The 13,632-nt window shown below is 28.2% G+C and carries 15 protein-coding genes; 9 read left to right on the top strand and 6 right to left on the bottom strand.

The window, feature by feature from the left end; all coding sequences use genetic code 11:
• Genes WH52_RS07240 through WH52_RS07250 form a run of 3 tightly spaced genes read left to right on the top strand, consistent with a single transcriptional unit; the run spans position 1 to position 3,083 of the window.
• The gene (locus WH52_RS07240; protein WP_086030260.1) at positions 1 to 1,404 is read left to right on the top strand and encodes a class I SAM-dependent DNA methyltransferase; all 1,404 of its coding nucleotides are present in this window, start codon (positions 1 to 3) and stop codon (positions 1,402 to 1,404) included.
• Positions 1,405 to 2,772 carry a restriction endonuclease subunit S gene (locus WH52_RS07245; RefSeq protein ID WP_086030261.1) on the top strand — a complete coding sequence of 456 codons (1,368 nt, stop codon included), beginning with the start codon at positions 1,405 to 1,407 and terminating at the stop codon, positions 2,770 to 2,772.
• Positions 2,773 to 2,816: 44 nt separating this feature from the next.
• The gene (locus WH52_RS07250) at positions 2,817 to 3,083 is read left to right on the top strand and encodes a hypothetical protein (protein ID WP_086030262.1); all 267 of its coding nucleotides are present in this window, start codon (positions 2,817 to 2,819) and stop codon (positions 3,081 to 3,083) included.
• Between the two features lie 8 nt (positions 3,084 to 3,091).
• On the opposite strand, the gene WH52_RS07255 is transcribed toward WH52_RS07250, so the two are convergent.
• Complete coding sequence (locus tag WH52_RS07255) at positions 3,092 to 3,634, bottom strand: hypothetical protein (RefSeq protein ID WP_086030263.1); 543 nt, start codon at positions 3,632 to 3,634, stop codon at positions 3,092 to 3,094.
• Between the two features lie 202 nt (positions 3,635 to 3,836).
• Positions 3,837 to 4,739, bottom strand: coding sequence for a helix-turn-helix transcriptional regulator (locus WH52_RS07260; protein WP_086030264.1), 903 nt, complete (start codon positions 4,737 to 4,739; stop codon positions 3,837 to 3,839).
• A gap of 119 nt (positions 4,740 to 4,858) precedes the next feature.
• Here WH52_RS07260 and WH52_RS07265 point away from each other — a divergent pair, with 119 nt between their 5' ends.
• From WH52_RS07265 to WH52_RS07275, 3 genes are read left to right on the top strand one after another with little or no spacing between them, the layout of a single operon-like run.
• Entirely contained in the window at positions 4,859 to 5,179 is a 321-nt protein-coding gene (locus WH52_RS07265; RefSeq protein WP_086030265.1) for a hypothetical protein, read from the top strand.
• Positions 5,180 to 5,213: 34 nt separating this feature from the next.
• Positions 5,214 to 6,890 (top strand): hypothetical protein, encoded by a 1,677-nt coding sequence (locus WH52_RS07270; protein ID WP_086030266.1) that lies wholly within the window; start codon positions 5,214 to 5,216, stop codon positions 6,888 to 6,890.
• A 10-nt stretch (positions 6,891 to 6,900) separates the two neighbouring features.
• Positions 6,901 to 7,632 (top strand): hypothetical protein, encoded by a 732-nt coding sequence (locus tag WH52_RS07275; protein ID WP_086030267.1) that lies wholly within the window; start codon positions 6,901 to 6,903, stop codon positions 7,630 to 7,632.
• Between the two features lie 41 nt (positions 7,633 to 7,673).
• On the opposite strand, the gene WH52_RS07280 is transcribed toward WH52_RS07275, so the two are convergent.
• The 3 genes from WH52_RS07280 to prfA form a co-directional block, all read right to left on the bottom strand.
• Positions 7,674 to 8,912 (bottom strand): tyrosine-type recombinase/integrase, encoded by a 1,239-nt coding sequence (locus WH52_RS07280; protein ID WP_086030268.1) that lies wholly within the window; start codon positions 8,910 to 8,912, stop codon positions 7,674 to 7,676.
• 214 nt (positions 8,913 to 9,126) lie between these two features.
• Positions 9,127 to 9,318 (bottom strand): 30S ribosomal protein S21, encoded by a 192-nt coding sequence (rpsU, locus tag WH52_RS07285; RefSeq protein ID WP_086030269.1) that lies wholly within the window; start codon positions 9,316 to 9,318, stop codon positions 9,127 to 9,129.
• A 205-nt stretch (positions 9,319 to 9,523) separates the two neighbouring features.
• Positions 9,524 to 10,600: a peptide chain release factor 1 gene (gene prfA, locus WH52_RS07290; RefSeq protein ID WP_086030270.1), complete on the bottom strand. Its 1,077-nt coding sequence runs from the start codon at positions 10,598 to 10,600 to the stop codon at positions 9,524 to 9,526.
• A 375-nt stretch (positions 10,601 to 10,975) separates the two neighbouring features.
• On the opposite strand from prfA, the gene WH52_RS07295 reads away from it, so the two are divergent.
• Together WH52_RS07295 and WH52_RS07300 are read left to right on the top strand one after the other, a co-directional pair.
• Entirely contained in the window at positions 10,976 to 11,632 is a 657-nt protein-coding gene (locus WH52_RS07295) for an ATP-binding cassette domain-containing protein (RefSeq protein ID WP_086030271.1), read from the top strand.
• An 11-nt stretch (positions 11,633 to 11,643) separates the two neighbouring features.
• Positions 11,644 to 12,078 carry a DUF6265 family protein gene (locus WH52_RS07300; RefSeq protein ID WP_086030272.1) on the top strand — a complete coding sequence of 145 codons (435 nt, stop codon included), beginning with the start codon at positions 11,644 to 11,646 and terminating at the stop codon, positions 12,076 to 12,078.
• On the opposite strand, the gene WH52_RS07305 is transcribed toward WH52_RS07300, so the two are convergent.
• Entirely contained in the window at positions 12,075 to 13,046 is a 972-nt protein-coding gene (locus WH52_RS07305; protein ID WP_233131528.1) for a winged helix-turn-helix domain-containing protein, read from the bottom strand. The two genes, WH52_RS07300 and WH52_RS07305, sit on opposite strands and share 4 nt — an antisense overlap.
• A 20-nt stretch (positions 13,047 to 13,066) precedes the next feature.
• On the opposite strand from WH52_RS07305, the gene WH52_RS07310 reads away from it, so the two are divergent.
• On the top strand, positions 13,067 to 13,630 hold the full coding sequence (locus WH52_RS07310) for a YceI family protein (protein WP_086030273.1): 564 nt from the start codon (positions 13,067 to 13,069) through the stop codon (positions 13,628 to 13,630).
• The last annotated feature ends 2 nt before the right edge of the window (positions 13,631 to 13,632 follow it).

Consider the following 13,632-nt stretch of genomic DNA (forward strand, 5'->3'; position numbering starts at 1 on the left):
ATGCCACTAACCACCCAAGAAATAGTAAACAAACTCTGGAATCTTTGTAATGTATTACGAGACGACGGAATTACCTATCACCAATACCTTAACGAGCTTACCTTTATTCTGTTTTTAAAAATGGCAGAAGAAACCGATTATAACAATAAGTTACCAGAAGGTTACCGTTGGGTAGATTTAAAACAAAAAGAAGGGATAGAACTGTCTACTTTTTACCGTAAACTGTTATTACATTTAGGTACAGAAAGTACAGGTAAAATTCAAAAAATATACAATAACGCACAAACCAGCATACAAGAACCAGCCAACCTACGTAAAATTATAAAACATATTGATGAACTAGATTGGTTTGAAGCCAAAGACGAAGGCTTAGGTGAAATGTACGAAGGCTTGTTAGAAAAAAATGCAAGCGAAAAAAAATCTGGAGCAGGACAATACTTTACCCCTCGCCCATTAATTAACGTAATGGTACGTTTAATGAACCCAAAAGTAGGCGAACGTTTAAACGATCCTGCTTGTGGCACCTATGGTTTTATGATTGCTGCACACCACCACATTTTAAACAACAACGATATTTACAATCTAACCGAAGCTGAAAATAAACATTTACAAACCGAACAATATAGTGGTTGCGAATTAGTTGGAGACACTCACCGTTTAGCTATGATGAATGCTTTTTTACACGGCATGGGCGGTAATATTGCTTTAGGCGATTCTTTAAGCAGTTTTGGTGAAAACATTAAAAACAAAGACTTGGTATTGGCAAACCCTCCTTTTGGAACCAAAAAAGGAGGAGACAGACCCACAAGAACCGATTTAGTATACCCAACCAGCAACAAGCAATTAAACTTTTTACAAAGTATTTATCGCAGTTTACATACACGCGGTGGCGCAAGAGCTGCTGTAGTATTACCAGATAATGTATTGTTTGAAGATGGTGACGGACAAAACGTACGTAAAGACCTAATGGATAAATGCAACCTACACACTATTTTACGTTTACCAACAGGTATTTTTTACGCAGCAGGTGTAAAAACAAACGTGTTATTTTTTGACAGAGGAACAACAGACAAAAGTAACACCAAAGCGGTATGGTTTTACGACATGCGTACCAACATGCCAAAATTTGGAAAGCGTACGCCATTTACCGAAAGCTATTTTACAGATTTTGAAAAAGCATATAATGCCAATGACAGAGCCGAAGTGAAAAACGAACGATGGTCTTGTATTACACGCGAAGAAATTACTAAAAAGAACGACTCTTTAGATTTAGGATTAATTGCCGATGATAGTATTACCAAAGCCGAAGATATTGGCGAACCAATAGACATTGCTAAAGAAGCTCTAACCGAATTAACTAGCATTACAAAAGAGCTAAATGCGATAATTAAAGCATTGAACTAGATGGAAAAGAATTTGCCGAAAAATTGGAAAGTAGTTAATGTTTCTGACTTCGTTAGTTTATTAGAAATTGGAGGAAGACCAAGAGGTGGTGTAGGTAAATTAACTGAAGGTATTCCAAGCATTAGTGCTGAGCATTTTAATTACGGAGGAGGTTTTAAGTTTGAAAAAATAAAATTTATCACTAAAGAGTTTTATGAAAAATTAAAAAAAGGAAAAATTGAAAAAGGAGATGTTTTAGTTGTAAAGGATGGTGCAACAACAGGTAAATCAGCATATATTGACAATAAATTTCCTTTTGATAAAGCTGCTGTTAATGAGCACACTTTTATTATAAGAACTTATGAAGGTTTTGAAAATAAACTTTTGTTTTACTTCACCTTAAGTGTAGATTTTAATAATTACATATTAAATACTATTGGTGGTAGCACAATTGGCGGAATAAAAAAAGGATTCATAAATGAACTAAGGTTTAATCTCCCACCACTAGCAGAACAAAAACGTATAGTAGCTAAGTTAGACGAAGTATTTGGGCATTTAGATACTTTAAAGACGCGTTTAGAAAAAATACCAAACCTGCTAAAAAACTGCAAACAAGCCATTTTAACCCAAGCAGTAACTGGTAAACTTACCGAGGAGTGGCGAAAAGGAAAACAGTTGGAGGAATGGTGCAATCAAAAAATTGGAGATCTTATTGATTCTATAGATGTAGGTAAGAGTTTTAAATGTCCAGAATACCCAGTAAAAAAAGGACAAGTGGGTTTAGTTAAAATAAGTGCAGTAACTTGGAATGTTTTTAATTCGAAAGAAACAAAAACAGTAACTGATAAATCTAAAATTAATAAAAATTATTTTATTAATTCAGGAGATTTTTTAATTTCTAGAGCAAATACATTAGAATTGGTTGGTGCTTCTGTAGTTGTAAATGAGATTGAGTTTGATATAATGTTAAGTGATAAAGTATGGCGAGTTAATTTCATAAATGATACAATTAAGCTTTATGCTCACAGATTTTTAAAATCACCCAAAGGTAGAAAAGAAATTGAATCAAGAGCAACAGGAAATCAATTATCAATGAGAAACTTATCTCAAAATAATTTTAAAGATATAGATATTCCTATTCCGCCCAAAAAAGAACAAACCGAAATCGTAAAAAGAGTAGAAAATTTATTTGCTAAACTAGATACAATAGAGCAACAATACCAAAACCTAAAAACAAAAATAGACCGCTTACCACAAGCTATTTTAGCCAAAGCTTTTAAAGGTGAGTTGGTAGCACAGTTAGATACTGATGGTGACGCAAAAAAGTTGTTAGCTGAAATACAACAACTAAAAGCCTCTTTAACAATTAAGAGAAAGAAAAAAACATAACGTCATTGCGAGGTACGAAGCAATCTCTCAAATAAAATTAAACCATGAACTACGTTTACTATTTAACTTCGTTTAACGACCTAAAACAAAAAGTAAAAAACAATGAAAACGATTACTACGAAAGAGATTTTTACGCCTTAATAGATGAAATAAATGCAGAGTTACCTCAAATAACAGAGCGTGTATTTAATCATCCTAAATACAATTTTATGCCCACTAAAGAGGTGCCAGAATCGTTACTTTTAAACAATTTAGAAATACTAATAGAAGATATTGATACTTACGTAAAAAAGCGTCGTATACAATTTTAACCACTCCTCTACTTTTTACCAACCCATGGGTTTAATCTATCTCGTAGTTTACTTTCTATTTGTGTAATTAAAAATTGTTTTATTTCTGGGCTACATTTTTCTAGTTCTGTTGGTAACTTCCAATAAGAAAAAGTAATAGTTTGGTTATTAAAATACTTTCTCCCTTCTAATTTTAAGCTATATGTACTAGTTTTTCCAGAATGAGTAATATGTTCTTTGATTCTTGTTTTTAATTTTTCAGATTTACCAATATAAAAAGGATATTGACTATCTAACTCTATATTTTTATGTTTAAGAAATCGTTTTTTAACAACTTTTGGGTAATTACTATAAATATTATCCTCCCAATCTTTTTGTAAGGTTTCTAGGGTATATGTTTTTGTAGGTTTTATATAAAAAACATACACACCAAAATCATTTTTTATAGCCTCAAAATCAACTTTAGAAATTGATTTTTTAGTATTTGCTAACTCATCTATTATAACTGCTATTTGTTCGGTTAAATCTATGTTATTCCAAGCAGTATTCAATGCTTGTAATTCTTGTATCATATTTTTCTCTTTTAAAAGTATTTCTTTAGAAAACTACTTAGCTTTTATTAGATGTAAGTATATAATAAATTAGCTCTGAAACAAAAGTTTTATTTCCAAAACACATACGAAATGAAATCAAAAAAAGATTGAAAGTTAGTTTAAAGAATCACAATAAATAATTTGTACACCGACCTAAAACCTAAATGTTTTTTTATAATTCTTAATCATATATACTAGCCATATCCTTTATTTCATTAGCTATTTGATCTCTAAGACTTAATGGTTCTAACACTTTTATTCTACTTCCATACTTTAAAATTTGTTGACGCAATTCAACCGTATTACCAACAAACATTTTTAAAATAAAAAAATTTGTTTCTTCTGCTATTATTTCTTGATTAATAAATATCGGAGTCGTTTTAACATACTCTTTCTGACTATTATCTATTCTTAGTTTTATTATCTGAGGTTTAATTGTTTCATCATTAAAACTCACACCTACAACATTACTCAATTCATCAACTATTCTATCTAATTTTATATCAATACTATTCGCTGTAATACTTAGGTCTGAAATTCTATCAAGAGAAAATGTTCTATATCCTTTTTCTGTCTCCCCTACTACATACCAACGGTTTTGATATTCTTTTAAAGCATAAGGTTTTAAAATATATGTTGTAATTGTATTATTCTTTTGAAAATGAACATGCTTAAATTTAACTTCTTTTTTTTGCTGAATAGCTTCGAACATATCATTAAATACATCAATATTAAATTCTAATGCATTGGGTTCAAACAATATATATTGCATATACTTTTGAGGCATATTTAATGCTTTTTGATAAGCAATTGCCATAGACTGATACTTTATAAAATGAGAGTACAATTCATTACACCCATCTAATAATAAAGTATAATACCCTTTAACACTATCATCTATTTTAAAACCACTATCTTTTAAACTTTTTATATCATTACTTAAAGTACTTGTACTATTACTATGCCCTTTAAACTTTAAATGATTTAATAAATCATTACTTCTTTTAGTTCCCTCCTTTAAAAAATTTAAAATTGTTATTTGACGTTGAACTTTCTTACTTATTGTATTTTTTTTCTCACTCATTATTTCCTTTTTAACAAAAGTAACAAGTAATTTTCCAACAAAATGGGAAAATAAATACTATTCCCATTTTCGTGGAAAATGATGATTTTACTTTGAATCGAATAAAAAAATATATAATTATGATTTTGGTATTACTGGTGGTTACACCTATTTTATTAGTAGTTTTTGGTTATTTTTTATGGCAAAGTGCTATGAACAATTATGGATATAACATATTCGGATGGGGAGTTTTAATTAGACTACTTTTAGCTGTAATAGCTTGCTTTTGGTCTATAGAAATTGGAATATTTCTATTAATTATTTTTTCTTTATGGAACTTTATTACTACTTGGAAAAACACTTCGCTTTTCATAGCTCTTTTTTCTATTCTATTTCAACCAGTTGCTCTTTGGTTTGCTTTTGTAGCACTGAATAAACTTGCTAAAGAAATTAATGATTAATATATTGCCTATACCTAACTAGTAAAAATTGATTATGAATAGAGAAAAAATGAAAATTGAGCTTGATGAAAAAGAGTTTAATTTAATTAATGAATTAAATCAAATTCAAGATAAAATTTCTGACCTAGACACTAAAAACTTAAGTAATGATTTAATGGAGTCAATAAAAATAAAATCTATTGAAACCATCACTACCGCCTTAGGTCTCTCTGATATTTTAGAAAACACAATACACAACACCAAGGCTACAGCTTTTGAAAATGAGATGAAAAACTATCAAAAGTGGGAAAACATGCCTAAATCTGAAAGACCTGTTAACTATATTAATAAATATACTACAGGTAATGAGTTCAAGCAATTATTAAATAAAACTAAAAAACTTTCTTATAAATCAAAAGAGCATAGAAAGTTACTAGCAGGTCGAGAGTTTGATTTAAAGAAAAAAGAAGTATACAAAAATAACCCAACAGGTGAATTCACATGCGGATATACTGGAGATAAAATTTATCAAAACAGTAATATCGATAATAAAAAAGTATCGTTTGAGCATAAAATCTCTGTAAAGGAAATTTATAACGATAAAGTTATGAACTATACGTCTACTCTTGAAGAAAGAAGAGAGTTTACTAATTCAGATAAAAATATAGAAACAGTTAGATTAGATGTAAATAAATCTCTCAACGACACATCCGTAAATGACCTTAAAAACTGGAAAGAAAAGCAGAATAAAAAAGATCCAAATAAAAACAACGCAGAGTATTACGAAATAGATGATAAATTAATGGATGATACTATTAATGAGGCAAAAGACGCTCGTAAAAAGTTTTTAGATGATAAGAAAAAAATTAGAACAGCAAAAGAAAAAATTAAAGTTGCAGGAGCTAATGCCCTTAAATCAGGAGCTAAAGCAGCTGTTGGACAATTATTAACGATTACTATAACAGAGACAATCAATGAGTTCAAAAAGGAAAATTCAGAAGATGGCATTAAAATAAAAATTACAAACATTAGTAAAAAAATTAAAGAAAAAGCCAAAGAAATAATTAACACGTTTAAAGACTTCTCCATAAATTCTTTTATTTCTACTTTTTTAGATGCTCTATTAAATAGTATTTTCAAAATATTTAAAAACATTTTGAAGTTTATTAAGGCAGCTTTTTATTCTATAATGAAAGCTTTTAAAGTATTATTTTCTAGTAAATACACTAAAGAAGAGAAATTAATTGAGTGTAGAAAAATTTTAGGGGCAACAGTAGCTACATTAATAGGATTAGCCTTAGAGGAAATGATAGAAAAAGCATTACTTAGTTCATTTCCTTTTTCAGTTTCTTTTGCTGGTTATGTGTCTCCCGTACTAGCTGGACTTATTGTTGGAATTGGTTCTGTATTATTAATGCAGGGTTGGGAGAAATACAAAGACAATATCGAGTTAACTAAGCTTAAGAAGAAAGAAAGTTCTTTACTTGAGAAGTCAGCAAAAATAAGTTCTATGAAAACTCAAATTTCAGATTTGGAAGCAACGGAATCTATTAAGGTCACTTTTTCTATTTTTCAAGACACTCTGCCTTTAATATCTTCATTTAGAGATAGTATTGATGAATCTATTGAAAACATAAGAGAAACTAAAAACAAAATAACAACAAAATTAGAAGAGATTAATAAGGTTAACAATGAGAATGATGATTTGTTAAATTTATTAGATACTTTATAAAAATAATAATATGAAAGATATTGTGATTTCTGATACAGCTAAAGGAATTGTCAGTGCAGGAAAAATAGTTAATAGTTTAGAGAAGTTAGATCAACGAATTGAACAATCTAAGTCTCAAGCAAAAAACCTTTTTAAAGACTTAGATAAATCTTCAACCTCAATTCATAAAACAGAAGAAAAGCTTTTTGGAGGTTATAAAACTAAGGATTTATTTAATTTAATTAGAGACAATCACAAAACAGATGTAAAAACAACTCGAATAGTTAATAATTTAATTAGAAATAATAATGATAATATAAAGGACATATCTAAAATGATAGGAGCTTTAGCTATGCTTTCTGGCTTGTCATTTGAAAAATTATCTGAAAACACTACTGAGTTAGAAGAAATTTCTAATCAGCTTAAAAATGGTCTCGATCACTCAAGTGATAATTCTAAAAACCTAAAAAGAGTTATTATTTCTCAAATAGATAGGGTTAAAGAAGAAAAGAAAAAACAAGAAAAAAACGATTATAATATTGGCGTTTTAAATGATAACTTTAAAGAATTACAAGTCGATTTTATAGAGTATAAAAAGAATAACGAAAAAAAACTAAAAGAGATCAGACAATTATATCAAACAAGTTCTGAAGATCATTTTATTAAAACTTTAAAAAGACAAAAAATCTTAATTTATTGTCTTTTCTTTTTATCTATGGTTTCTATTATCACACATATAATGATGGTTGCAAAAACCTTATGAAGTAAATAAAAAAGAGGCTTAAAATAGCCTCTTTTTTAGTATTAAAACTTTTCAAATACAGATTTTACTGCATCAATTTTAGCCTTATTGTCAACTTGATGATACATATTAAAAGTTTTCAAATCTTTATGTCCACTTATGCTCATAATAGTTTTATCTGCTATTCCTTTATTTCTCATAATAGTTATAAAAGTCCTTCTAGCTGTATGTGTTGAAATACGCTCATAAAATGGTTTAATAAAAGTTTTCTGTTCTACTCCTTTAGTTCTTGTATACTCAACATCATTAGTAAATCCTGCTTCCTTTAAAATATCTTTGATATAATCATTTTGCTTTTGATTAGATATTAAAGGCAACTCATAGTTATATTTCTCTAAAATTGAATTAGAAATCGACATTAAAGGTACTTCTCGAGTCGGTTTTGTACTATCTTTTTCTTCTTTTAATACCACACAACCATTACTGTTGATTGTTCTTTTATTTACTCGTTTCAACTCTCCATAACGCATTCCTGTTAAACATTGAAAAATAAAGATATCTTTAATTTTATTTAGCTTTTTATCTTCACAACTGAATTTATAAAGTTTTTTAATATCATCAAAAGACAAGGCTTCTTCTCTAGTTAAAACTCGTTTAGGTTTCTTAAAATCAACAAATTTATTATTATAAGTATATTCTTTTTTCAAAGCCCAAAACATAAATGTTTTGAATAGCCCTAAATTCCTATTAAACGTATTAGTATAGTGATCTTTATATTCATAACAGAAATCAATAAACTCAGTGTAAAAGGCATTATTAATTTTACTGAATGTTAGTTTGTATTTCTTAACTTTTTCAAATTCTTGTAATAAGTTCTTAATATTTTTGTATCGTTTTATTGTCGAATGCTTCCATTCTTTTCTTTTAACTTTCTCTTCCGTGAATTGGTCATATACTTCAAAAAATGAAGTTTGAGTTAGCCTAAAATTATTAAAAGTTGTATCTAAATACTCTTTTAACAATTGACTTGTAAATTCTGTTTTACTTAATTCGCAACGAGAATGAAACGTATAAAACTCATCAGTATATTTATTTAATATATTAGTTATACGCTTTTGATCAATTGATATATTCTTCCCTTTATTTTTTGGTTTCTTATTTTCAAAATCCCAATGAATTGGAAGAATAGATTCTCTTGTTGAATAAACAAATTGTTTTTGTTCATTTTTAAAATAACAAGAAAATAGAATTAGTGTTTCTTTTTCTCCCTTTGGCTTCCTTAAAAAAAATGTATGCTTCATAATTTTTACTTGTTTTTTATGCGTTGATAATTGAGTTGATAATTTTCTTATGTCTTATTAGTATAAAAGTTATTAACAAGGCATAAAAAAAGCCACCAACCTCCTGTTTTTAAACAACATATAAAGATTTAATGACAAATAAAAATTAAGCTAAAGTATATCCGGCGTCTCCACAACATAAAAAAAAGCAACCTATTAAGGTTGCTTTTTTTATTTAATCTTCTGTCTTAAATTTTTGCTCTACATAAGCTGCCTTTTGAACTTGTGCTCTCTTTGCAACTGATGGCTTAGTAAAATGTTTACGTTGTCTAAGCTCTTGTAATATTTTTACATTTCTAAACTTTCGTTTATATCTTTTTAAGGCTCTATCAATATTCTCACCTTCTTTTACTACTACTTTTAACATATCTCTCTGATTTATTATTTATTCTAATTAGGCTTATTTATCTTATTTTACTTTAAAAACTCTAAAATTTCACCTAAAAACTGAAAATAAATATTCATTTAAAATTAATGAGGATATATTATATAGATTTTTTCAAATATCACCTTAAATTATACTATTAAAATTTAATATAACTAATTGGTAGTTATTTTATAAAACTAGATTATTAAATTGTTTCTCCTAACTCTTTCAGTTTAGAAGTATTTTCTGCTAACATTAATTCGTCTATAATTTTTTGAATATCTCCGTTAACAATATTTTGTAAATCGTATAATGTTAATCCGATTCTATGGTCAGTTACACGACCTTGCGGATAATTATACGTTCTAATTTTCGCAGAACGATCACCAGAAGTTACCATACTTCCTCGTTTTGCAGCATCTTCAGCTTGCTTTTTAGCCAACTCTAAATCGTATAAACGAGAACGTAATACTTTAAACGCCTTCTCTTTGTTTTTATGCTGAGACTTTTGATCTTGACATTGAGCAACCAATCCTGTAGGTATATGCGTTAAACGCACCGCAGAATACGTTGTATTTACCGACTGACCTCCTGGACCAGAAGAACAGAAATAATCGATACGTACATCTTTTGGATTAATCTCTACATCAAACTCTTCTGCTTCTGGAAATACCATACAAGTTGCTGCCGACGTATGTACACGGCCTTGAGTTTCGGTTTGCGGTACACGTTGTACACGGTGAACTCCAGCTTCAAATTTTAAGGTTCCATACACATCTTCTCCTGAAACTTCAAACTGAATTTCTTTGAATCCTCCATTAGTCCCTTCAGAGTAGTCTACTACAGATACTTTCCAACCTTTACCTTCACAGTATTTATTGTACATTCTAAATAAGTCACCAGCAAAAATACTCGCCTCATCACCTCCTGTACCAGCACGTAATTCAACTACAGCATTTTTACCATCTTCAGGATCTTTAGGAATCAATAAAAACTTCATTTCCTCCTCTAAAGCAGGAATACGCTCTTTAGCTTCATCCATTTCCATTTTTGCCATTTCTACCATTTCAGCATCGCTTCCATCGGCAATAATTTCCTTAGCTTCTTCTATATTATTTAATAAAGTTTCGTACTCATTGGCTTTTTTAACCACTTTTCCTAAATCTTTATATTCTTTATTTAGCTGAACATAACGCTTCTGATCAGAAATAACATCTGGTTGAATGATTAAATCTGAAACCTCATCAAAACGTTGTTTTACTATTTGTAACTTATCTAACATTTTACTCTTTTCTTGGAGTGCGAATTTACAATTTTTTATCGGATTTTAATTTTAATACTTCTTTTAAGTATATTTGGTTTTAAACTTTTTTGCTTTGAGAAAACTTAAACTTTATTTTCTTTTTTATAAAACTAAATTTTTCCTACCGTTAGCTTTCTCCATATTTATCTTATTTAAATTTCAACTTTTTTTATGGAGCTTTGTTGCTTTAACTTCATCATTACTTATGATTTGGTTTTATCAACATTTTATCAATGATCCAAAACAACAACATCTTTATTTTTATTACAACTTTGGATTATCTGCGTTAAATTTATATTCATTCATCCTTTTTTTAAATTCCATTATTTTAATTAATCTAAATCTCCTTATACAATGGAACGTATAGAAATTGATAATGTAGAATTAAGTTTTGGATCTTCTGAAACTTTAAAAGCTGTATACCTTAAGGCTAAAAAAGGTTATATCACTGGAGTTTTAGGGCGAAATGGCTCTGGTAAATCTTCATTATTACGAATTATTTTTGGAGAGCTAAAACCACAAAACAAATTAATTAGAATTGATGGAACGCCTATACTCACTCCTTTATACAAAAAAGGACTCATAAAATACCTTCCTCAATTTAGCATTATACCCGAAAACCTTTCTTTAAAAGAAGCTATTTCTTTTTTCAATAGCTCATTAGATAATTTTCTTATAGATTTTCCTAATTTTAAAACAAAAGAGAGTATTCTTTTTAGAGATTTTTCAGGAGGAGAAAGAAGACTTATAGAAACTTATATTATACTAACCTCCGATTCTAAAATAGTTTTATTAGATGAACCCTTTTCTTATTTAGCTCCACTATACATAAGTAAACTAAAAGAAATTTTATCTCGTGAAAAACAAAACAAAATGATCATTATAACAGATCATTTTTATAAAGAGATTATAGAAGTGTCAGATTCTTTATATTTATTAAAAGATGGTTGGAGTAAATTAATAGAATCTCCAAAAGAACTTATACATCACAATTACATTAATTCATTATAACTAGATTCTTTATGAGACAATTAATTCTAATATTATTAATAAGTATATTCACTTCATGTAAAACTCAAAAAGAAGAATTAAAACCAACTTGGTTAATAGGCAAATGGAAACGAGTTAACGAAAAACCCAATAAAGAAACTTTTGAATTTTGGAACAAAGACTATACTGGAAAAGGATTTACATTAAGAGATAATGATACTGTTTTTAAAGAAGTTTTGAGCATCGTTTCTATAAACGATTCATTAACCTTAAAAGTTGAAGGAGTTAATAAAACTGCTACATTATTTAAAATAACACAACAAACAGATACTTCTTTTATAGCTGAAAATCCAACACACGATTTTCCTACAAAAATTAAATATTGGAAACAGAATAAACAACTAAAAGCAAAAGTATCTAACAATAAGTTTGCTATTGATTTTACATTTAAAAAGCTAGAGGATTAATCAATTTCTAGCTTATAACCAACACCATGTACATTGGTTAACCTAATAGAAGTATCTTCTTTTAATTTTTTTCTTAATTTAGAAACATACGTATCTAAACTCCTACCTACAAAAACACCATTATCTTCCCATACTTTTTTAGTAAGTTCTTCTCTAGTTATTATTTGATTAGGTTTTGAAACAAAAACTTCTAATAACTCACATTCTTTTTTAGACAAACTAATTTCTTCTGATTGTTTTACAAGTTTATTTTGGTTTGGGTAGAATGTAAAAACTCCTAATTTAGATACTCCATCTGTTTTTTTAACTTCATTCTCCACCACTTTAGGTTTTGAGAATATATAATCTAGTACAAATACCATTAACAAAAACAATAAAGCAAATAGAAAAAACTGTTTAGAGAAAATGAAAGAGGCAGTATGTGTAAACTTTAATTCTACAACATAACAATCTATAGGTAAAACTCTTCCTTTACATGGTATAATATCTTTCTCGGCAGAGTTTTTTATTTCATAACTATATGCAACCTCATTATCTACACATTGTTTAACCTCAACTCGATAATAATTATATAAATCAGCTTTTTTAAAGCTATTTTTAACTGTATTAATAATAATACTTGGTTCAAAAGAAAGTGGATTTTGAAATGATAATTTATATCTAAATCTACCTAATTCTTCAATAGGCAACACTAAAGATGTTGAGTCTTGATTTGATAGCAACAACTGATTTCCTACATCACGAAGTGATACTTTTACACGTTCAGAAAAATCAACACTAGTTGTATTTGGTTTAGAAAACATCCATCCTAAAAAAACTATAATTCCTAAACTAACGTAAATATAAATTTTCTTTCTACTCATAATTAATAACAAAGAACATACAATTTCTTTAAATTTTACAAGCCTTTGCACTTCTTTTACACTTTTTTGACACTTTTTTTCGGCTTCTGAAATAGTTTTACTCAAAATTTTAAAAACTATCTATAATGAATAAAATCATAATTACTTTCATCACAATTCTATTCTTAACAAGCATTAGTACGGCTCAAGAAAAAGTAGAAATTAATATTGAAAAAAGCACCATTAAATGGATCGGTGAATATACTTTTTACTTTGGAGGTCATGATGGGTTTATTAACTTTAAAGAAGGGTATTTTATAAAAACTGACAAGGTAATTACTGGCGGAGAGTTTATAATTGATATGAATTCTATTGTAAACACAGATATTAAAGAAAAATCTCCTAGAGAAAACTTAGTTGATCATCTTAAAAAACCTGACTTCTTTGATGTAAAAAAATATCCTTTGGCTAAATTGGTTATCACAAAAGTGGAATATTCAGACAAAACACATGCTAGAATAGAAGCAAACTTAACTGTAAAAGAAATTACAAAACCTATTAATTTTAGAGTAGAATTTAATTATGATAAAAAAAAAATGAAAACACGATTTAAAATTGATAGAAAAAAATGGAATGTTAATTATCAAAGTAAATTTAAAGATAGTGCCATTTCTGATGCTATTGGTTTTGAAGTATCTATAAAACTGTAATT

The sequence above is a fragment of the Tenacibaculum holothuriorum genome (assembly GCF_002120225.1).
GTDB classification, from domain to species: Bacteria; Bacteroidota; Bacteroidia; order Flavobacteriales; family Flavobacteriaceae; genus Polaribacter; species Polaribacter holothuriorum.